Annotated in this window: 17 protein-coding genes; 12 read left to right on the forward strand and 5 right to left on the reverse strand. The window is 70.7% G+C overall.

From position 1 onward, the window contains the following. Together ACQP2X_RS04170 and ACQP2X_RS04175 are read left to right on the forward strand one after the other, a co-directional pair. On the forward strand, positions 1-999 hold the full coding sequence (locus ACQP2X_RS04170; protein WP_498700804.1) for an ABC transporter ATP-binding protein: 999 nt from the start codon (positions 1-3) through the stop codon (positions 997-999). Further along, positions 992-1,996 carry an ABC transporter ATP-binding protein gene (locus tag ACQP2X_RS04175; RefSeq protein WP_498694436.1) on the forward strand — a complete coding sequence of 335 codons (1,005 nt, stop codon included), beginning with the start codon at positions 992-994 and terminating at the stop codon, positions 1,994-1,996. Before ACQP2X_RS04170 ends, ACQP2X_RS04175 begins: the two co-directional genes overlap by 8 nt. 59 nt (positions 1,997-2,055) lie before the next feature. Here ACQP2X_RS04175 and ACQP2X_RS04180 read toward each other — a convergent pair whose 3' ends face one another. Then, complete coding sequence (locus tag ACQP2X_RS04180; protein WP_245923386.1) at positions 2,056-2,331, reverse strand: chorismate mutase; 276 nt, start codon at positions 2,329-2,331, stop codon at positions 2,056-2,058. A 360-nt stretch (positions 2,332-2,691) separates the two neighbouring features. Here ACQP2X_RS04180 and ACQP2X_RS04185 point away from each other — a divergent pair, with 360 nt between their 5' ends. Next, positions 2,692-4,461: a methyl-accepting chemotaxis protein gene (locus tag ACQP2X_RS04185; protein WP_498694438.1), complete on the forward strand. Its 1,770-nt coding sequence runs from the start codon at positions 2,692-2,694 to the stop codon at positions 4,459-4,461. Positions 4,462-4,599: 138 nt separating this feature from the next. Here the strand turns inward: ACQP2X_RS04185 and ACQP2X_RS04190 are convergent, their stop codons facing one another. Then, a complete protein-coding gene (locus ACQP2X_RS04190) occupies positions 4,600-6,423 on the reverse strand; it encodes a bifunctional metallophosphatase/5'-nucleotidase (protein ID WP_498694439.1) in 1,824 nt (607 codons plus the stop codon). A 201-nt stretch (positions 6,424-6,624) separates the two neighbouring features. On the opposite strand from ACQP2X_RS04190, the gene pcrA reads away from it, so the two are divergent. After that, positions 6,625-9,015: a DNA helicase PcrA gene (gene pcrA, locus ACQP2X_RS04195; protein WP_498694440.1), complete on the forward strand. Its 2,391-nt coding sequence runs from the start codon at positions 6,625-6,627 to the stop codon at positions 9,013-9,015. On the opposite strand, the gene ACQP2X_RS04200 is transcribed toward pcrA, so the two are convergent. Both ACQP2X_RS04200 and ACQP2X_RS04205 read right to left on the reverse strand, forming a co-directional pair. Beyond that, positions 9,012-9,794 carry a M23 family metallopeptidase gene (locus ACQP2X_RS04200; RefSeq protein WP_498694442.1) on the reverse strand — a complete coding sequence of 261 codons (783 nt, stop codon included), beginning with the start codon at positions 9,792-9,794 and terminating at the stop codon, positions 9,012-9,014. The genes pcrA and ACQP2X_RS04200 overlap by 4 nt on opposite strands. Before the next feature lie 130 nt (positions 9,795-9,924). Continuing rightward, positions 9,925-10,662: a M23 family metallopeptidase gene (locus ACQP2X_RS04205; RefSeq protein ID WP_498694443.1), complete on the reverse strand. Its 738-nt coding sequence runs from the start codon at positions 10,660-10,662 to the stop codon at positions 9,925-9,927. Positions 10,663-11,052: 390 nt separating this feature from the next. On the opposite strand from ACQP2X_RS04205, the gene icmB reads away from it, so the two are divergent. The 5 genes from icmB (at position 11,053) to ACQP2X_RS04230 (ending at position 16,100) form a co-directional block, all read left to right on the forward strand. Then, positions 11,053-11,457, forward strand: coding sequence for a coenzyme B12-dependent isobutyryl CoA mutase small subunit (gene icmB, locus ACQP2X_RS04210; protein ID WP_097322690.1), 405 nt, complete (start codon positions 11,053-11,055; stop codon positions 11,455-11,457). 240 nt (positions 11,458-11,697) lie between these two features. Next, entirely contained in the window at positions 11,698-12,270 is a 573-nt protein-coding gene (locus ACQP2X_RS04215; protein ID WP_498694444.1) for a hypothetical protein, read from the forward strand. A gap of 215 nt (positions 12,271-12,485) precedes the next feature. Next, positions 12,486-13,664, forward strand: coding sequence for an ADP-forming succinate--CoA ligase subunit beta (sucC, locus tag ACQP2X_RS04220; RefSeq protein WP_498694445.1), 1,179 nt, complete (start codon positions 12,486-12,488; stop codon positions 13,662-13,664). Between the two features lie 4 nt (positions 13,665-13,668). Beyond that, a complete protein-coding gene (sucD, locus tag ACQP2X_RS04225; protein WP_097322687.1) occupies positions 13,669-14,550 on the forward strand; it encodes a succinate--CoA ligase subunit alpha in 882 nt (293 codons plus the stop codon). Between the two features lie 95 nt (positions 14,551-14,645). Next, on the forward strand, positions 14,646-16,100 hold the full coding sequence (locus ACQP2X_RS04230; RefSeq protein ID WP_498694446.1) for a cell division protein PerM: 1,455 nt from the start codon (positions 14,646-14,648) through the stop codon (positions 16,098-16,100). A gap of 40 nt (positions 16,101-16,140) precedes the next feature. On the opposite strand, the gene ACQP2X_RS04235 is transcribed toward ACQP2X_RS04230, so the two are convergent. Next, positions 16,141-16,485: a DUF4190 domain-containing protein gene (locus tag ACQP2X_RS04235; protein WP_498694447.1), complete on the reverse strand. Its 345-nt coding sequence runs from the start codon at positions 16,483-16,485 to the stop codon at positions 16,141-16,143. A 135-nt stretch (positions 16,486-16,620) separates the two neighbouring features. Between ACQP2X_RS04235 and purN the strand changes: the two genes are divergently transcribed. From purN to ACQP2X_RS04250, 3 genes are read left to right on the forward strand one after another with little or no spacing between them, the layout of a single operon-like run. Then, positions 16,621-17,238: a phosphoribosylglycinamide formyltransferase gene (gene purN / locus ACQP2X_RS04240; protein ID WP_097322685.1), complete on the forward strand. Its 618-nt coding sequence runs from the start codon at positions 16,621-16,623 to the stop codon at positions 17,236-17,238. After that, positions 17,235-18,803, forward strand: a complete 1,569-nt coding sequence (purH, locus tag ACQP2X_RS04245) for a bifunctional phosphoribosylaminoimidazolecarboxamide formyltransferase/IMP cyclohydrolase (RefSeq protein WP_498694448.1) — start codon at positions 17,235-17,237, stop codon at positions 18,801-18,803. Before purN ends, purH begins: the two co-directional genes overlap by 4 nt. Further along, positions 18,803-19,399 carry a pentapeptide repeat-containing protein gene (locus ACQP2X_RS04250; protein ID WP_498694449.1) on the forward strand — a complete coding sequence of 199 codons (597 nt, stop codon included), beginning with the start codon at positions 18,803-18,805 and terminating at the stop codon, positions 19,397-19,399. The genes purH and ACQP2X_RS04250 overlap by 1 nt, the downstream gene beginning before the upstream one ends.

Below are 19,399 nucleotides of genomic sequence, written 5' to 3' on the forward strand. Positions count from 1 at the left end.
ATGGACTTCGACCCGAACGCCCCGTTGCTCCAGGTCAACGACATGCACGTGGAGTTCCGCACCCGCGACGGCGTGGCCCGCGCGGTGAACGGCGTCAACCTCATCCTGCGCCCCGGCGAGACGCTGGCCGTGCTGGGCGAGTCGGGCTGCGGCAAGTCGGTCACCGCCCAGGCGATCATGGGCATCCTCGACTCGCCGCCGGCCCACGTGACCAAGGGCGAGGTGCTCTACCGCGGCGTCGACCTGCTGAAGCTGCCGGAGACCGAGCGCCGCGAGGTCCGGGCCAACCGGATCGCGATGATCTTCCAGGACGCGCTGAGCGCCCTGAACCCGGTCTACAGCGTCGGATTTCAGATCGGCGAGCTTTTCCGTACGCATCGTGGCCTGTCCCGCCAGGAGTCCAAGCGCCGCGCCGTCGAGCTCCTCGACCAGGTGCGCATCCCCGACGCCAAGAACCGGGTCGGCGACTATCCGCACCAGTTCAGCGGCGGCATGCGCCAGCGCGTCATGATCGCCATGGCGCTGGCCCTCGACCCGGACGTGCTCATCGCCGACGAGCCGACCACGGCCCTCGACGTCACCGTCCAGGCCCAGATCATGGGCCTGCTGGCCGAGGTGCAGCGCGAGCGCAACATGGGCCTGGTGCTGATCACGCACGACATGGGCGTGGTGGCCGACGTCGCCGACACCATCGCGGTGATGTACGCGGGCAAGGTCGTCGAGTACGCGCCGGTCTACGACATCTACGCGCACCCGGCCCACCCGTACACGAAGGCGCTGCTCGAATCGATCCCGCGCCTCGACTTCAAGGGCCGCGGCCTCAACGTGATCCGCGGGCTGCCGCCGGCCCTGACCGACGTGCCCCGGGGCTGCCCGTTCCACCCGCGGTGCGCCTACGCCCGGGACGTCTGCCGGCAGGATCCGCCGCCACCCGCCTATCAGATCGCGTCCCGGCGCATCGCCAGCTGCCACTTCATCCGGGAGGTCCTCGGTGTCTGACGTCGTTCTCGAGGCGCGGGGCCTGGTCAAGCACTTCCCGATCACCCAGGGCATCGTCCTGAAGAAGAAGACCGGCGCGGTCCGGGCGGTCGACGGCGTCGACCTGCACCTGCGCCGGGGCGAGACCCTCGGCATCGTCGGCGAGTCCGGCTGCGGCAAGTCGACGCTGGCGAAGATGCTGGTCGGCCTGGAGAAGCCCACGAGCGGCGAGATCCGGGTGCGCGGCGACGACATGATCCGCCTGCGCGGCCCGGCGCTGCGCCACGCCCGCCGCAACATCCAGATGGTCATGCAGGACCCGTACACGTCGCTGAACCCGCGCATGACCGTCGGCGACATCGTCGGCGAGCCGTTCGAGATCCACCCGGAGGCGGTGCCCCGGCAGGGCCGCGAGCGCGCGGTGCGCGATCTGATCGATGTGGTCGGCCTCAACCCCGACCACCTCAACCGCTATCCGCACCAGTTCTCGGGCGGTCAGCGCCAGCGCATCGGCATCGCCCGCGCGCTGGCCCTCCGCCCCGAGATCATCGTCTGCGACGAGCCGGTGTCCGCCCTCGACGTGTCGATCCAGGCCCAGGTGATCAACCTGCTCGAGCGCCTCCAGCGCGACTTCGGCCTCTCGTACGTCTTCATCGCCCACGACCTGTCGGTGGTCCGGCACATCTCCGACCGCATCGCCGTGATGTACCTCGGCAAGGTGGTCGAGACGGGCAGCCACGTGGCGATCTACGACCAGCCGACCCATCCGTACACCCAGGCCCTGCTGTCGGCCGTCCCGGTGCCGGACCCGCGCCTGCGCGGTCACCGGCGGCACATCGTCCTGGAGGGCGACGTGCCCTCACCGGCCGACCCGCCGTCCGGCTGCCGCTTCCGCACCCGCTGCTGGAAGGCCCAGCCCGGCTGCGCCGACCACGAGCCGACCCTTCAGGTCCGCGAGCGGTCCCCGCACCCGAGCGCCTGCCACTTCGCGGAGACGCTCGACCTGGCCCGACGGTAAGGTCCTGGCCCGACGGCCGGGTCTTGGCCCGACGGCGGGGTCCTCGCCCGTCGGCAGGATCAGAGAGGGCCGCGCCCGGCGCGCAGGATCATCAGGGCGACCTGGGCGCCGTCCGCGCCCAGGGCCTCGCGGAAGCGCTCGACGATCTCGCGCTCGCGGGAGAGGACGAGGCGGGTGCCACCGCTGGCCATCCGGGTGCGGCCGACCTCCTGCGAGAGGCGGGCCCGTTCCAGCCAGAGGTCGATGATCGCCTGGTCGATCTCGTCGATCCGCTCGCGCATCGCGCTGATCTCGTGCGCGGCCAGCGGCTCGGCGGCGCCGGTCTTGAGGTCCATCCCGGCCGCGCTCGTCTGGGCAGCGCTGTCACCGGTCTTGTTGTCCACCACGTCGGCGGTCATGTCGTGCTCCTCGGGTGCTTGCGCCCCGGTCGACCCGGCCCGGGCAGCATCAAGCCCCGGGCGGTGAGGCCCGGGGCTTGATGGAGGTCTGTCGTTCAGACGCGTCCTATGGCCGCGGGGCTTCCGCTGCCATAGAAAAATCGCGCCTGCTGGATCACGTGCCGAGTATGCCCCCGGCGGGAACCAGTCCGCAAGAAAAGCGCCCGATCCGTGGGACGGCTCCCACTCCCGGCGCCTGCCTGCACAAACGTGGCTATTCGGTACAAGCAGCTCTCCAACGTTGCCTAACTTGAACATGTGGACGTGCCGACAGTGCTGCGGGCGCCGGGCCGGCTGCGGATCATCGCTCTGCTCGCGGTGGTGCTCGTGGTCCTCATGGTGCCCGTCTGGGTGATCACGCTGCGCGCCTTCAACGGGGTCGAACAGAAGATGATGGTCAAGGAGGCGGAGGAGCTGCGGGTCGCGCTGAGCGAGCGGGCGCGGAGCCTCGTCGACTTCGGGATCACCAACTCCATGCGGACCAGCGTCCACACCCATGTGGGCGAGGGCGACCAGGCCGGTTTCGAGGGCGACTTCCCGCCCGCGACGGTGCGGGACCTGTACGGGCTTTCCGGCGTCGTGGGCGTGAGCCGGGACGGGACAAAGACGGTCGGCGGGCTGCTCGGCCCGGAGGGATACGGCGACCTGCCGGACGAGCTGCGCGACTCGTCGGTGCTCAGGACCCTGGTCGACACCGGCGCGACGGCCGGGTCGGCCCACTGCGGGGTCACCTCCGCGACCGGCACCCCGACGATCTTCTGCAGCCTCCCGATCTACGAGCGGGGCGGCGGCGGAACGTCGTCCGGGTCGCTGATCCTGCTCCGCGCGCTCGACGCCACCGGTCTCGGCATGCTGGAGGAGAGCACCGAGGACACGACCACGCTGCGGGACGCCCCGATCAAGGGCCGGGTGCGGCACGACGATCTGAACAGCCTGATCGGCACCCTGCGGGTGGACACCGCCGTGGTCGGCGACGAGGTGGCCGTGCAGACCACGGTCACCGGCGTCGACGGCGCCGGGGTCACGTTCCAGATCCTCGAGGAGCGCCCGGTGCACACCGCGGCGGTGCGCACCTTGATCGCGATCGGGATCGTCATCGTCCTGACGATGATCATCCTCAAGGCGGCGCTGGGCCGGGTGGTCCGCGGCACCGTCCGCGACGAGGTGCAGCCGCTGCGGCGGGCCGCCGAGGAGATCATGGAGTCCCGCGACCTGCACGGCCGGCTGCCCGGCTCGTCGCATCCGGACCTGAGCGCGCTCGGCGCCGCGGTGAACGGCATGCTCGCGTCCTTCGAGGCGCAGGACGCCGAGATCACCGAGGAGCGGGCGCGCGCCGAGGCGCTGCGGGAGGAGCAGTTGACGGCCGACGAGCACGCCCGGGACGAGACCCTGCGCCGGGTGCAGGCCGAGTCGGAGCAGATCATCGGCGGCATCGCCTATCAGCTCGGCGACGCCGTCCACGAGGTCGACACGGTCCGCGAGTCGGTGCAGAACATCAACGCGGGCGCGGCCGCGGCCCACTCGGCGACCGAGCAGATGGCCGACCACGCGGCCCAGGCCGACCGGGCGGCCGAGGCGCTGGGTGTCAGCCTGCCCGCCGCGGCCGAGATGGTCGCGGTGATCGCCCAGATCGCCGGCCAGACCCGCATGCTCGCCCTGAACGCCACGATCGAGGCCGCCCGGGCCGGCCAGGCCGGCGAGGGCTTCGCAGTCGTGGCCGACGAGGTCCGCAAGCTGGCCGACGACACGTCCACCTCGGCCGACCGCATCACGACCACGCTGGGCGCCCTGACCGCGAGCGCCACCGACGTCTCGAGCGCCGTGGCCACCATGACCGACGGCATCGCCAGCGTCCGCGCCGCCATCGACCAGGTCCGCTCGGTGGCCGACGACCAGCAGCACAGCATCAGCGGCCTGATCTCCCAGGTCCAGGCGGCCATCGCCCAGATCGACCAGCTGGCCCCCGACCAGACCGGCCAGCCCCAGCCCGAGACCACCGCCTCCGGCGGCGGCCTCGAACTCTTCTGACCGACCCGCGCCGCGCAGGACCGCCCCGGGCAACACATGACCGCACCGCGCAACGCATGACCGGTCCGCGCGGCGCATGACCGGTCCGCGCGGCGCATGACCGGTCCGCGCGGGGCGGACCGGTCCGAGGCGCGGCGGTCAGGCCGTCGTACTGATGCGGTTGGTCGGGCCCGGGGCGACCGGGGCCGCTCCCAGATAGGCGACCAGGGCGTCGATGTCGAAGCCCGGAGCGGTCGTGCGACCGGTGCCGGCGGTCAGTGCGCTGAAGCCGTCACCGCCGTTGGCCAGGAAGTCGTTCGTGGTGACCTGGTAGGAGGCGGCGGGGTCGATCGGCGTGCCGTTGAAGGCCAGGTTCGAGATCTTCGAGCCGAGCGCGGCCGAGGCGCTCCACGTGTAGGTGAAGCCGGCCGACACCTGAAGGATCTTGGTCGTGGTCTGCCCCTGGAAGCCGGCGAACTGCTGCTCCAGCACCGTCTTGATCTGGGCCCCGGTGAAGGTCTGCGTCACCACCAGGTTGTTGAACGGCTGGACGGTGAACGCCTCGCCATATGTCACCTGGCCGTTGGCCTCGCCGCCGGCCGACGCCTCGGCGTCGAAGTCGGCCCGGATGCCGCCCGGGTTCATCAGCGCGATCTGCGCCCCGCCGGCCCGCGTATATGCCAACTGGGCGTCCGCGATCACGTCGCCCAGCGGGGTCTCGCCGGCCGGCGTCGCCGTGCGGGTGATGTCGGCCGTGATCGAGCCGACGACGCGGTTGGCGATCGGCGCGACCGCCGTGCGGTATTTGTCGGCGATCTTCTTGGCACCGGCGTCGACCGTGTCGGGGTTCTTCAGGTAGACGCCGTTCGCGTCCCGCTTCCAGCCGCCCTGCCCGTCGGCCACGCCGTTCTCGACGATCACGTTCTTCGCGGTGATCTCGGCGAACCGGCCGCTGCGCCTGTCGATCGTGTAGTCGATGTCGGTGATCAGCTGGCCGTTGGTGCCGGCGCTGGTCACCACCGACGTGCCCTTCTTGTTGGGCAGCGTGCACGAGTAGAACCGGTGGGTGTGCCCGGAGACGACCAGACCGAACTCGGGGTTGAGCCCGGCCACGATCGGCACGATCGGCCCGGAGAAGTTGGTGCAGTCGGAGACGCCGGGCGTCGGTGTGGCCGTGCCCTGCGAGCCGCCCTCGTGCACCAGCAGCACCTGGGCCTTCACGCCGAACAGCTTGAGCACGTTGCTCCACTTGTTGGCGGTCTGGATCTCGTCGGTGAAGTGCACGTTCTTGATGCCGGCCGGGTTGACGATGCCGGGCGTGCCCTCGAGGGTCATGCCGACGAAGCCGACCGGAACGCCGTTCACCAGCTTGATGTCGATCGGCGGCAGGATCGGCAGGCCGGTCTTGTTGTCGATCGTGTTGGCCGCCAGATAAGTGAATTTCGCCCCGCCGAAGCCGTCGCCGTCCTGGCAGCCGTCGACCGGGTGACAGCCACCGCGCTGCATGCGGATCAGCTCGTCGACGCCCTCGTCGAACTCGTGGTTGCCCACCGAGCTGACCTGGAGACCGACCTGGTTCATCAGCTCGATCGTCGGCTCGTCGTGGAAGGCCGCGCTCACCAGCGGGGTGGCGCCGATCAGGTCGCCCGCGCCGACGGTCAGCGTCTGACGGCCCTCGGCCTTGGCCTCGGCCCGCAGCTTCTTCAGATAAGTAGCCAGATATTCGACACCGCCCGCGGGCGTGCTCGTGCCGGACGCGTTGACCACGGCGCCGCTGCCGCTGGGCGGGTCGATCGCGCCGTGGAAGTCGTTGTAGCTGAGGAACTGTCCCTTGACGGCCGCGCCCTTGGGTAGGCCGGCCGAGACGCTGACCGGCGCGAACTCCGGCGGCGCGGCGGCGCTGGGCGTGGGCCGGGCGAGCGGCAGGGCGGCGACGACGGCCAGCGCCAGGGCCGGGACGGCGAGATGGCGTAGACGGTCCATAGTGCTCAACTCCCGATCAAGGTGAGGGTCGGCCGACCTCGACAGCCTGGTGCATCGATGGGTGTGCGCGCTACCGGTTGGCCGAAACCTGTGGATAACTCAGGCCCCGGTGGACGACGGCGATTCTTGTCGGTGGGTCGGCATAGACTTGCCCCCGCGATGCGACCTTCCTCTGAAACCTCCGACGGTGCCCTGTTCGCGATGCCCGCTGTGCGGGAGCCCGAGGCGCCGAGGCCCCCGCGCCCGAAACCGCGCGGGCTCGACCCCGAGTCGCTGCTGACCGGCCTGAACGGTCCTCAGCGCGACGCCGTGACCCACGCCGGCTCGCCGCTGCTCATCGTGGCCGGCGCCGGCTCGGGCAAGACCCGGGTGCTGACCCACCGCATCGCCTATCTGCTGGCCGCGCGCGACGTGCATCCCGGCGAGATCATCGCGATCACCTTCACCAACAAGGCCGCCGGCGAGATGAAAGAGCGGGTCGCCCACCTCGTCGGCCCGCGTGCCCGGTTGATGTGGGTCTCGACCTTTCACTCGGCGTGCGTCCGCATTCTGCGCGCCGAGCACGAGCACGCCGGGCTCAAGAGCACCTTCTCGATCTACGACGCCGATGACTCGCGCCGGCTCATGCAGCTCGTGGTCCGCGAGCTCGACCTCGACCCGAAGAGATACACGGCGCGCGGCCTGGCGGCCCAGGTCTCCAACCTCAAGAACGAGCTGATCGAGCCCGAGGAGTTCAAGGAGAAGGCCAAGGGTCCCAACGAGAGGGCCATCGCCGAGGCGTACGAGCTCTATCAGCGCCGCCTCCGCGAGGCGCACGCGCTCGACTTCGACGACATCATCATGGCGACCGTCCACCTGTTCCAGTCACACCCGCATGTCGTGGAGACGTACCGTCGCCGCTTCCGCCACGTGCTGGTCGACGAATACCAGGACACCAACCACGCGCAGTACATGTTGGTGAAGGCCCTGGTCGGGGAGCACGGGGGAGAGGTGCCACCGGGGGAGCTGTGCGTGGTCGGTGACGCCGACCAGTCGATCTACGCGTTCCGCGGCGCCACCATCCGCAACATCCTCGAGTTCGAGCGCGACTACCCCGACGCCCGCACGATCCTGCTGGAGCAGAACTACCGCTCCACCCAGACGATCCTGTCGGCGGCCAACGCGGTGATCGACCGCAACACCTCCCGCAAGCCCAAGCGGCTCTGGAGCGACCAGGGCGCGGGCGAGCAGATCGTCGGCTATGTCGCCGACACCGAGCACGCCGAGGCCGACTGGGTGGCCCGCGAGATCGACCGCCTCACCGACCGCGGTGACGCTCGCCCGGGCGACGTCGCCGTCTTCTACCGCACCAACGCGCAGTCCCGTGTGTTCGAGGAGGTGTTCATCCGCGTCGGCCTGCCCTACAAGGTGGTCGGCGGGGTGCGCTTCTACGAGCGCAAGGAGGTCCGTGACGCGCTGGGCTACCTGCGCGCGGTGGTGAACGACGACGACACGGTGAGCATCCGCCGCGTCCTCAACACCCCCAAGCGCGGCATCGGCGACCGGGCCGAGGCCTGCGTCGAGGCGCTCTCGGCCCGCGACCGCATCTCGTTCGGCCAGGCGCTGCGCCACGCCAAGGACGCTCCGGGCATCTCGACCCGGGCCGCCAACAGCATCGGCGACTTCGTCCAGCTCCTCGACGACCTGCGCGAGCTGTCCCGCACGGCCCCGCCCGAGGAGGTGCTCGAGTCGGTGCTCCAGCGCTCGGGCCTGCTCTCCGAGCTCGAGGAGAGCCTCGACCCGCAGGACCAGGGCCGGGTGGAGAACCTTCAGGAGCTCGTCAGCGTCGCCCGGGAGTACACCGAGCGCGTCGAGGCCCAGGCCGAGGACGCCGAGGAGGGTGAGGCCCCGGCCGCGACCCTGGCCGGCTTCCTCGAGCAGGTCGCGCTGGTGGCCGACGCCGACCAGATCCCGAGCGACGACCCCGACCACCAGGGCGTGGTCACCCTGATGACACTGCACACGGCCAAGGGCCTCGAGTTCCCGGTGGTCTTCCTGACCGGTCTCGAGGACGGCGTCTTCCCGCACACCCGCGCGCTCGGCGACAACAACGAGCTCGAGGAGGAGCGCCGCCTGGCCTATGTGGGGATCACCCGCGCCCGCCAGCGGCTCTACCTTTCCCGCGCGGTCACCCGCGGAGCGTGGGGCCAGCCGCAGTACAACCCGCCCTCGCGTTTCACGGCGGAGCTTCCGCCCGAGCTGATCCGCTGGGAGCGTACGGCCGGCAACTACACCTCCTGGTCGGGCACTGGTGGTGGCGTCGGTGGCCGCGCCGGTGGCGACCGCTCCCGGGGTGGCGGCTTCTCCGGCGGCACGCCGAAAGCGCAGCAGCTCGCGAGCCGCCTCGGCATCGACGGCAGCAAGCTCTCGACCGCGAGCGAGCTGCCCCAGGCGCCCAAGGTGTCGGCCGGCGACCGGGTCAACCACCAGCGTTACGGCCTGGGCCGGGTCGTCACCGTCGAGGGGCAGGGTCCCGGCGCCCGCGCTCAGATCGACTTCGGCGATCAGGTGATGTGGCTGGTCCTCCGGCACGCGCCCATCGAGAAGATCTAACAGCCAGGCAGCTGTACGCCGTGCTCGTGCAGCCAGCGGGTGGGCTCGATCGGGTTCTTGTAGTGGCCCACGTGCACCTCGAAGTGCAGGTGGGGCCCGGTGGAGTGGCCGGTCGAGCCCTCGTCGCCGATCCGCTGGCCGGCGGCCACGTGCTGGCCGTCGGCCACGGCGATCACCGACATGTGCCCGTAGTGGGTGAGATAGCCGTTGCCGTGGTCGATGAGCACGGCGTTGCCGTAACCGGCGGCCGCGCCCGCGCGGACGACCACGCCGGCGCCCGCCGCGAGGATGGGTGAGCCGTGCGGGCCGGCGATGTCGACGCCCGCGTGCAGCCGGCCCCAGCGCGGGCCGAAGCAGGAGGTCACCCGGCCCGACGGGTTCGGGTTGACCCAGGCCGCGCCGGGCTCGGCCACCTTCGGCGCCGCGGCGGCCGCCACGACCGGCTTGGGCCGCTTCTTCTGACCGGCGGACTGCATGGCGATGTCACCCACGGGAGGCGCCGCCGCGTCGCCCGCCAGGAACGGGTCGCCCGGCACGTACTCGTCGCCGCTGCCGAAGTCGGCGGCGATGGGTACGGGAACGTCGGCCGGGGCTTCCTGCCACGACGAGGCCGCGGCGGCCACCCCGCCGGTGATGCCGGTGGCGAGGGCGACGCCGAGGGCGACGGTCAGGGCCGCGTTGCGCGTACGGCGGCCGGCGAGGGCGAAGGGCAGGGCGACGTGCCGGCGTACCGTCTCCCGGCGGTGACGTCCGCCGGAGAACTCGACTCGATTCGGCACGCGGCAGGACCTCCCCAGTTGATGACCGACATCTGCCTGTCGGCCCACTGGGGCATGCACTGAGCCACCCGGGTGGCGGGAAACGCAACGCCTACCGAGGGGCAACCATCCGGCACCCCGGGAAGAAAAATCAGGAGGCGGCGGCCATGCCGGCGTACACCGACTCGACCTGGAGCTTGATGTCGACGCCGCGCTCGCGCAGGAACGGGATCGGGTCGGTCGGCGCGCCGTTCACGTGGATCTCGAGGTGCAGGTGTACGCCGTACGAGGCTCCGGTGTTGCCGACCTCGCCGAGCACCTGACCGGCCTTCACCTTGTCACCGACGTTGACCAGTACGCGGCGCGAGTGGGCGTAGATGACCTCGGTGCCGTCGTCGTTCCTCACGGTGACCGAGTAGCCGTAGCCGCCGTTGTAGCCGGCCTGGGTGACCTCGCCGGCGTGCACCGACTTGTAGGGCATGCCCTCGGGGGCGGTCAGGTCGATGCCGGCGTGCAGCTTGCCCCACCGGACGCCGTAGGGCGAGGTGAAGACGTAGTCGTCGAGGGGGAGCAGCCACACGTCCTCGGTGGCCTGCTCGGCGCTGACGTTCTGCTTGGCGGCCGAGTCGCGGCTGTCGCTGCGCGAGGCGGCGGTCTCGTCGGTGGCGCGGTCGGCGACGGCGTCGGCGACCTGAGCGCTCTGGAGGCTCTTCAGAACCTCGGTGTCGACCTGCTTGGTGTCGGGCATGTTGGCCGCGGCGCCCAGGGCCACGACTCCGGCTCCGACGAAGGCCGAGGTGACGGCGACGGCGTAGCGGCTGCGGGGAGGGGTGGGTACGCGGCGTCGGCCGCGATAGCGATCGGGCTCAGACGACAAGCGCTGGCGCACGAACAACCCTCCGTCGGTGGCAAAACGTCGGTGACGCGGGCCCACCTAATTGCCGGTGAACCAGGTCTTCCGTGCTGTCGGATCGGCGTTAACCGGTTGACAGCCGGGAGCCACGGTAACGAAACGGCAGCCGCGTCACAAGTCGCAGCGCCAATTCGCTGACAGTTCCTGGTCCGCATTGCGCAGCGAATGTCCGAATTCGTGGTCTTTCCCTGGTGAACTGTTCGCACACGCGGTGTGATTGCATGAGAAGCACAAAGTAAGGTGACGCAGAATACATTTCCCATCACGCCGGGTGATCACTGTTATGTGACCGCCGCTACCCCGCGGCCCCGGCGCGGGTTACCGTTCGTTCAGGTGACATCGCGGTCAGCGGCACGGAGGGTCAGGATGCAGGCACGGATCAGGGTCGTCGTAGCGAAGCCCGGGCTGGACGGGCACGACCGCGGGGCCAAGGTGGTGGCTCGCGCGCTGCGCGACGCGGGTATGGAAGTGGTCTACACCGGCCTGCACCAGACGCCGGAGCAGATCGTCGAGACCGCCATTCAGGAGGACGCCGACGCGATCGGTTTGTCCGTTCTGTCCGGCGCCCACATGACATTGTTCCGCCGCGTAATCGAACTGCTGGCGGAGCGTGACGCAAGCGATGTCGTCGTATTCGGCGGAGGCATCATTCCGGCCGACGACATCACCGAATTGGAAAAGCTGGGAGTGGCGCACATCTTCACTCCGGGAGCCACCACCGCGTCCATCGTCGAATGGGTACGCGCCAATGTCTCATCGCCGGTGGCTTGACCAGCGGAGATCCTACCAAGGGGCCAAGGGGCAAGGGGCAAGGGGAGAGGCCGGACGCACCCCTCACACGTCCGGCCTCTCATGCACGATGCCCCGCCGCCACCCCTCGACCGACAGGGCATCGGCCGCCTTCGCGCCGGTGCGCCGTAGCGCTCCGACACCACAATCAACGACGCCCCCAAAAGGGGGTTACGGGGGAAATCGCGCCGGGGTCACCCGGGTGGTCTAGCCTGTCGCGCCGTGACCGCCCCGTACCCCGTCGTCAAGCGCATCCCTGACGACCAGCCCTTCGTCGTCCGTCCCCACCTCGCCAAGCGCCTCGGCTTCGTCGGCGCCTCCAGCGCGTTCATCTGGCTGTTCACGCTCTGCCTGTTCGGTCTGGCCAGCCTCGGCGAGGACGACGTCCAGTGGGCGGCGCTGATCGCCGTCCCGTTGGTGATCGGGGCCCTGTTCTTCGTCTGGGTCGGCGGCATCGTCTGGCTCGTCGCCAGCGGCGGCCCGGTGCTCGCGGTCGGGCCGGCCGGCCTCTGGATCAAGACCCGGCCGACCCGGGGCCAGGCCGTCTGGCTGCCCTGGGAGCACATCGGGCTGATCAGCCGGCGGCGCTGGTTCGTCGAGAAAATGCTGGTCGTGCACCCGCGCGATCCGCGCGTGAACGACAGCCTGGGCGCCTTCACGGCGGTGGACGCGAGCAGCCTGAACCTGATCTACGGCAGCGGGCTCACCGCCACGCTGACCTTCGCCGACAAGAAAGAGGCCGAGATCCTCCAGGCGGTCGCCTATTTCGCGAACCATCGGGTACCGCTGGCGTGACCCCGTACCACCAGCCCCTCACGCCCCGGGTGTGTGGTCTTGCACACCGCGCACCCGCGCCTTCGGAGCACCCGTTCCGGTCGCTAGTCTGCGAATGAAGGCCTCGCAGGGCCGGACATTCTTCACGCCGGCGACTTTCGTTCGCCGCGCGCACACAGGTCGGGACGCAACGGTGCGGCTTGCCGGCGCTTGGCGTCGCGAGCGAAAGGAGACACGTGGACCTGTTCGAGTATCAGGGGCGTGACCTGTTCGAACGGCACGGGTTGCCCGTGCTGGGCGGCGGCGTCGCCGAGACCCCGCAGGAGGCCCGGGCGATCGCCGAGCGGCTCGGCGGCAAGGTCGTCGTCAAGGCGCAGGTCAAGGTCGGCGGCCGCGGCAAGGCGGGCGGCGTCAAGCTGGCCGACGGCGCCGACGAGGCCGAGGCCCGGGCGACCGACATCCTGGGCATGGACATCAAGGGCCACACGGTCGGAAAGGTGATGCTGGCCGAGACGGCCGACATCAAGGAGGAGTACTACTTCTCCTACCTGCTCGACCGCGCGAACCGCACCTTCCTCTGCATCGCCAGCGTCGCCGGCGGCATGGAGATCGAGACGGTGGCCGAGGAGCAGCCGGACCGGGTCGCCAAGATCGCCATCGACGCCACCAAGGGCGTCGACGAGGCCAAGGCCCGCGAGATCGTGGCCGCGGCCCAGTACCCGGCCGAGGTGGCCGACCAGGTCGTCGAGATCGCGGTGAAGCTCTGGCAGGCCTTCGTGGCCGAGGACGCCACCCTGGTCGAGGTCAACCCGCTGGCCAAGGTCGGCGACGGCCGGGTGCTGCTGCTGGACGCCAAGATCACGCTGGACGAGAACGCGGCGTTCCGGCACCCCGACCACGAGGCGCTGGTCGACCAGTCCGCGGTCGACCCGCTGGAGCAGGCGGCCAAGGCCAAGAACCTCAACTACGTCAAGCTGGACGGCGAGGTCGGCATCATCGGCAACGGCGCCGGCCTGGTCATGTCCACCCTCGACGTGGTGGCCTACGCGGGTGAGAAGCACGGCAACGTCAAGCCGGCCAACTTCCTCGACATCGGTGGCGGCGCGAGCGCCCAGGTGATGGCGAACGGCCTCGAGATCGTCCTCGGCGACCCGGCCGTGAAGTCGGTCTTCGTGAACGTCTTCGGCGGCATCACCGCCTGCGACGCGGTCGCGAACGGCATCATCCAGGCCCTCGCCCTGCTCGCCGAGCGCGGCGAGACCGTCACCAAGCCGCTCGTGGTACGCCTCGACGGCAACAACGCCGAGGCCGGCCGGGCCATCCTCGACGGAGCGAACAACCCGCTGGTCGAGCGGGTGGACACGATGGACGGAGCGGCCGAGCGCGCCGCCGAGCTCGCGGCTGCGGGGAAGTGACGTAATGGCGATCTGGCTTACCAAGGACTCGAAGGTCATCGTCCAGGGCATCACCGGCTCGGAGGGCTCCAAGCACACCAAGCGGATGCTCGCCGCCGGCACCCAGGTGGTCGGCGGTGTCAACCCGCGCAAGGCCGGCACCAAGGTCGACTTCGACGGCACCGAGCTGCCCGTCTTCGCGACCGTGGCCGAGGCGATGAAGGAGACCGGCGCCGACGTGTCGGTCATCTTCGTCCCGCCGGCGTTCACCAAGTCGGCGGTGGTCGAGGCGATCGACGCCGAGATCCCGCTCGCCGTGGTGATCACCGAGGGTGTGCCGGTGCAGGACTCGGCCGCCTTCTGGGCGTACAACATCGACCGTGGCCAGAAGACCCGGATCATCGGGCCGAACTGCCCCGGCATCGCGTCGCCCGGCGCCTCGAACGCCGGCATCATCCCGGCCGACATCACCCCGGGCGGCCGCATCGGCCTGGTCAGCAAGAGCGGCACGCTGACCTACCAGCTCATGTACGAGCTGCGGGACTTCGGCTTCTCGACCGCCGTCGGCATCGGTGGCGACCCGATCATCGGGACCACCCACATCGACGCGCTCAAGGCGTTCCAGGACGACCCGGAGACCGACGCCATCGTCATGATCGGTGAGATCGGTGGCGACGCCGAGGAGCGGGCCGCCGAGTTCATCAAGGCGAACGTCACCAAGCCGGTCGTCGGCTACATCGCCGGCTTCACCGCGCCTCCCGGCAAGACCATGGGTCACGCCGGCGCGATCATCTCGGGCTCGGCCGGCACCGCCGACGCCAAGAAGGCGGCGCTCGAGGCCGCGGGTGTCAAGGTCGGCAAGACGCCGAGCGAGACCGCCCGTCTCATGCGCGAAGTCATGAGCTGATTTCCGTACGCACGTTGGCGCGCCGTCAATTGATTGACGGCGCGCCGTCGTATCTACAGCGCCGGTCCGCCCCCGGCGTGGAAAAGTAGTTCGCGATGTCGACGCCATCCCGCCCGGACGACTCGGACGACCAGAAGGTCGCCGAGGCGGTTCAGGATGCCCCGGTCGTGCGGAACACCGAGCCGATCGAGCGTCACACCGAAGCGTTCGATCCGAACGACGACGAGGAAGCGACCGAGCAGAAGACCGTCCTGGTCGACGACAAGGCGCTCGGCAACCGCGAGACCGTCAAGCTGCCCACCCAGCGCCGCCCGCCGCCCGAGCGCGCCCGCCGGGCCCCGCTGCCGGTGGCGGCCGGCTTCGCCACCATCTGGGCCGCGCTGATCTCCTACCTGCCCGTGGCCGCCGTGATCGGCCTGGCCCGCACCCTCGAGGGCGCCGGTGGGCTGGCCGGGGCCGCGCACGCCGGGCTGGCCGGCTGGATGCTCGGGCACGGCGTGCCGATCGGCACCTCGATCGGATCGCTCGGCCTGGCCCCGCTGCTGCTCACCGCGCTCATCCTCTGGCGGCTGGAGCGGGCCGGGCTGCATGTCACCCGGGCCGTCGGCGCCCGCCGCTCGGGCTCAACGGCCGGAGCGCTCTCGGTCGCGTTCGCCATCGCCCTGACCTATTCGCTGCTCGGCTCGCTGGCCGCGCTCGCGGTCGACGGGCGCGGCACCGAGGTCACGCCGGGCCGGGCCGCGATCAACTTCTTCGTCCTGGGCGGGCTGGCCGCCTTCGCGGGCTCGGTGCGCGGCACCGGGGCGCTGGCCCGCTGGGCGCAGCGGATGCCGGCCGTCCTGCGGCATGGGCTGCGTACCGGCGTACTGGCGGCGTTGTTGATCCTCGCGGCCGGCGCCGCGGTCACCGGCCTGGCCGTCGCGGTCGGCGGCGGGCAGGCGGCCGACATGATCTCCGCCTACAACACCGGCGTGGCCGGGCAGGCCGGCATCACCCTGCTGAGCCTGGCCTACGGGGTGAACGGCGTGATCTGGGCCGCGGCCTATCTGCTCGGCCCCGGCTTCGCCCTCGGCACCGGATCGGTGGTGCGGCTGACCGAGGTGACCGTCGGGCCGCTGCCCACCCTGCCGCTGCTGGCCGGCCTGCCGAACGGGCCGATGGGCGCGCTCGGGGCGCTCCTGCTGTCGATCCCGGTGCTGGCCGGCCTGGCCGCCGGCTGGATGCTCACCCTGCGCGTCCACCGTGAGGCCGAGCAGGCCCCGCCGCCGGAGGTCCGCCGCCGCCCCGGGTCGACACGTCCGCCGGCGAAGCCGAAGACCCCCGACACCCCGTGGTCGCTGCTGCTCGGCGGCGGTCTGATCGCCGGTCCCGCCGCCGGCATCGTGCTGGGCGTGCTGGCCGACATGTCCGGCGGCCCGCTGGGCGACGGCCGGATGGCCACCATCGGGCCCGACGCCGGGCAGGTCGGCCTGGTCGCCACCGCCGTGGTCGGCGTCTCGGCGGCGATCGGCGCGGCCGCGGCCCGGCGCTTCAAGAGATCCAGCGCATGAAAAAGGGGCGCCCGGCCGGGCGCCCCTTTTTCTTCGAAGGTCAGTTGTTGCGGTTCTGGAGGTCTTCCCAGTTGATGTTCTGACCGGCGGTGAGCGCCCAGATCAGCAGGCCGATGCCGAGCACCGCGGCCACGGCGCCGCAGATCAGGCCGGTCAGGGCCTGGCTGCGGTTGGTGGCACGGCCCGCGTTCGCCTTCTGCAGACCGAGCCAGCTCACGATGGCAGCGGCGATACCGAGCGGGATACCGAGATATACGCAGCAGACCAGGGGGATCGCGACGATCCCGAGGATCATGCCGACGAGACCCTGGGTGTTCTGGTTGCCGGCCGGCGGGTCGACCGGATCGCCGCCCGGGGGGCCGTAATAGGGGGGTGGGGTTGTCACGCGTCCTCCAGTGTCACAAATGGCGCTGGCACAGCGACAGATTCACATTCCTGAGAATCGGCAGCGTAACCGATGATCAGGGGTTTTGTGTTACCCGTTGTCAGCCGCCGCGAACCACGGAGATAGGCTCCTCGGGTGACCGACCCCGCGCCCGCCCGCCTGGTCGTCCTCGTCTCCGGTTCGGGCAGCAACCTCCAGGCTCTGCTCGAGGCCACCGCCGATCCCGCCTACGGCGCGCAGGTCGTCGCGGTGGGCGCCGACCGTGACGGCATCGCCGGCCTCGACCGTGCGGCCGCCGCCGGTGTGCCGACGTTCGTCGACTCGGTGAAGGCGTACGAGACCCGTGACGACTGGGACGCGGCCCTCGCCAGCCACGTCGCCGAGTTCAAGCCCGACCTGGTCGTCTCCGCCGGCTTCCTCAAGCTGGTCGGCCCGGCGTTCCTGGCCGCGTTCGGCGACCGCTACATCAACACGCACAACGCGCTGCTGCCGTCGTTCCCCGGCATCCACGGCCCGCGCGACGCCCTCGCCTACGGCGTGAAGATCGCCGGGGCGACCCTCTTCTTCGTCGACGCCGGCGTCGACACCGGCCCGATCATCGCCCAGGTCGCGGTGCCCGTGCTCGACGGCGACACCGAGGAGGCGCTCACCGAGCGCATCAAGGTGGCCGAGCGGGCCCAGCTCGTCGAGTGGGTCGGCCGACTGGTCCGCGAGGGCTGGACCATCCAGGACAGGAAGGTACGCATTCCATGAGTTCGACTGCCGAGGGGCGCCGCCCGATCCGTCGCGCGCTGCTGAGCGTGTACGACAAGACCGGGCTGGTCGAGCTCGCCCAGGCGCTGCACGCGGCCGGGGTGCAGATCGTCTCCACCGGCTCGACCGCCTCGACGGTCGAGGGCGCCGGCGTGCCGGTCACCCGGGTCGAGGAGCTGACCGGCTTCCCCGAGTGCCTGGACGGCCGGGTCAAGACGCTGCACCCGCGGGTGCACGCGGGCCTGCTGGCCGACCTGCGGCTGCCGTCGCACGAGCAGCAGCTGGCCGAGTTCGAGATCGCGCCGTTCGACCTGCTGGTCAGCAACCTCTACCCGTTCACCCAGACGGTGGCCTCGGGCGCGAGCGTCGACGAGTGCGTGGAGCAGATCGACATCGGCGGCCCGGCCATGGTCCGCTCCGCCGCCAAGAACCACCCGTCGGTCGCGGTGGTGACCGCCATCGAGGCGTACCCCCTGGTCCTGAAGGCTCTGGAAGCCGGCGGCTTCACGCTGACGCAGCGCAAGGCGCTGGCGGCGCGGGCGTTCGCCGACATCGCCGAGTACGACGTGGCGGTGGCCAACTGGACCGCCCGGACCCTGGTCGAGGAGGCCGGCTGGCCCGAGTTCGCCGGGATCGCGCTGAAGAAGAAGAACAACCTGCGCTACGGCGAGAACCCGCACCAGCAGGCCGCTCTCTACGTCGACGCGAACGCGCCGGTCGGGCTGGCCCAGGCCGAGCTGGTGCACGGTGGCGAGCTGTCGTACAACAACTACGTCGACGCCGACGCCGCGTGGCGCAGCGCCAACGACTTCGACCAGCCCTGCGTGGCCATCATCAAGCACGCCAACCCGTGCGGCATCGCGGTCGGCGCCGACGTGGCCGAGGCCCACCGCAAGGCCAACGACTGCGACCCGGTCTCCGCGTTCGGCGGTGTCATCGCGGTCAACCGCGAGGTCACCGAGGCGATGGCCAAGCAGCTCGACGGCATCTTCACCGAGGTGATCGTCGCGCCGTCGTACGAGGCCGGCGCCCTGGAGATCTTCCAGGGCAAGAAGAAGCTGCGGGTGCTGGTCGCCCCGGCCTGGAAGCCGAGTCTGGCCGAGGTCAAGCAGATCGGCGGCGGCGCCCTGGTGCAGCTGGCCGACCGCATCGACGCGCCCGGCGACGACCCGGCCAACTGGGAGCTCGCCACCGGCGACGCGCTGTCCGCGGACGACCTGGCCGACCTGGCGTTCGCCTGGCGGGCGATCCGCAGCGTCAAGAGCAACGCGATCCTGCTGGCCAAGGACGGCGCCACCGTCGGCGTCGGCATGGGTCAGGTCAACCGGGTCGACTCGGCCCACCTCGCGGTCAACCGGGCCGGCGCCGACCGGGCCAAGGGCAGCCTGGCCGCCTCCGACGCCTTCTTCCCGTTCCCGGACGGGCTCGAGGTGCTGATCGCGGCCGGCGTCAAGGCGGTCGTGCAGCCGGGCGGCTCGATCCGCGACAACCTGGTGATCGAGGCCGCGGCGAAGGCCGGGATGACCGTCTACCTGACCGGGACGCGGCACTTCTACCACGGCTGATGGACCTCCTCGTGCAGGACCGGACCTTCTCGGGCGCCGACTGGGCGCTCGAGGAGGTCACCGGTGTCCGCTACGAGGACTGCGCGTTCCACAACGTCGACTGGTCGGAGGCGCGGCTGACCGGCTGCGTCTTCACCAATTGCACCTTCGGCAACGTCCGTTTCAACGCGGCCGTGCTGAGCACCGTCGCCATCATGCAGTCGACGATGCAGCGCTGCTCGTTCTTCGACGCGACGCTGACCGGCTGCAAGCTGACCGGCACCCAGTTCGTCGACTGCGGCCTGCGGCCGATCACGGTCGAGGGCGGCGACTGGGGTTTCGTCAACCTGCGCGGCCAGAACCTCACCGGAGCCGGGCTGTCCGGCCTACGGTTGCGGGAGGCCGACCTGATGGGCGCCGACCTGACCCGGGCCGACCTGCGCGGCTGCGACCTGTCGAACGCCCGGCTCACCGACGCCGTGCTCAAGGGCGCCGACCTGCGCGGCGCCGACCTCGACGGCGTGCAGCTGCGCGGCGTCGACGTGACCTGCGCGAAGATCGACATCGCTCAGGCGGTGCAGTTCGCCTCCGCCTACGGCGCCCTCGTCGGGGAATAG

Origin of the sequence: Actinoplanes sp. CA-131856, from assembly GCF_050956135.1 — a bacterium.
Classification (GTDB): domain Bacteria; phylum Actinomycetota; class Actinomycetes; order Mycobacteriales; family Micromonosporaceae; genus Actinoplanes.

Bases quoted from the DNA above. Each gene is read 5' to 3' on its own strand.
- ACQP2X_RS04170 (WP_498700804.1), top strand. From the start codon at position 1: ATGGACTTCGACCCGAACGCCCCGTTGCTCCAGGTCAACGACATGCAC.
- ACQP2X_RS04180 (WP_245923386.1), bottom strand. From the start codon at position 2,331: ATGGACCTCAAGACCGGCGCCGCCGAGCCGCTGGCCGCGCACGAGATC.
- ACQP2X_RS04190 (WP_498694439.1), bottom strand. From the start codon at position 6,423: ATGGACCGTCTACGCCATCTCGCCGTCCCGGCCCTGGCGCTGGCCGTC.
- pcrA (WP_498694440.1), top strand. From the start codon at position 6,625: ATGCCCGCTGTGCGGGAGCCCGAGGCGCCGAGGCCCCCGCGCCCGAAA.
- icmB (WP_097322690.1), top strand. From the start codon at position 11,053: ATGCAGGCACGGATCAGGGTCGTCGTAGCGAAGCCCGGGCTGGACGGG.
- sucD (WP_097322687.1), top strand. From the start codon at position 13,669: ATGGCGATCTGGCTTACCAAGGACTCGAAGGTCATCGTCCAGGGCATC.
- ACQP2X_RS04230 (WP_498694446.1), top strand. From the start codon at position 14,646: ATGTCGACGCCATCCCGCCCGGACGACTCGGACGACCAGAAGGTCGCC.
- purH (WP_498694448.1), top strand. From the start codon at position 17,235: ATGAGTTCGACTGCCGAGGGGCGCCGCCCGATCCGTCGCGCGCTGCTG.
- ACQP2X_RS04250 (WP_498694449.1), top strand. From the start codon at position 18,803: ATGGACCTCCTCGTGCAGGACCGGACCTTCTCGGGCGCCGACTGGGCG.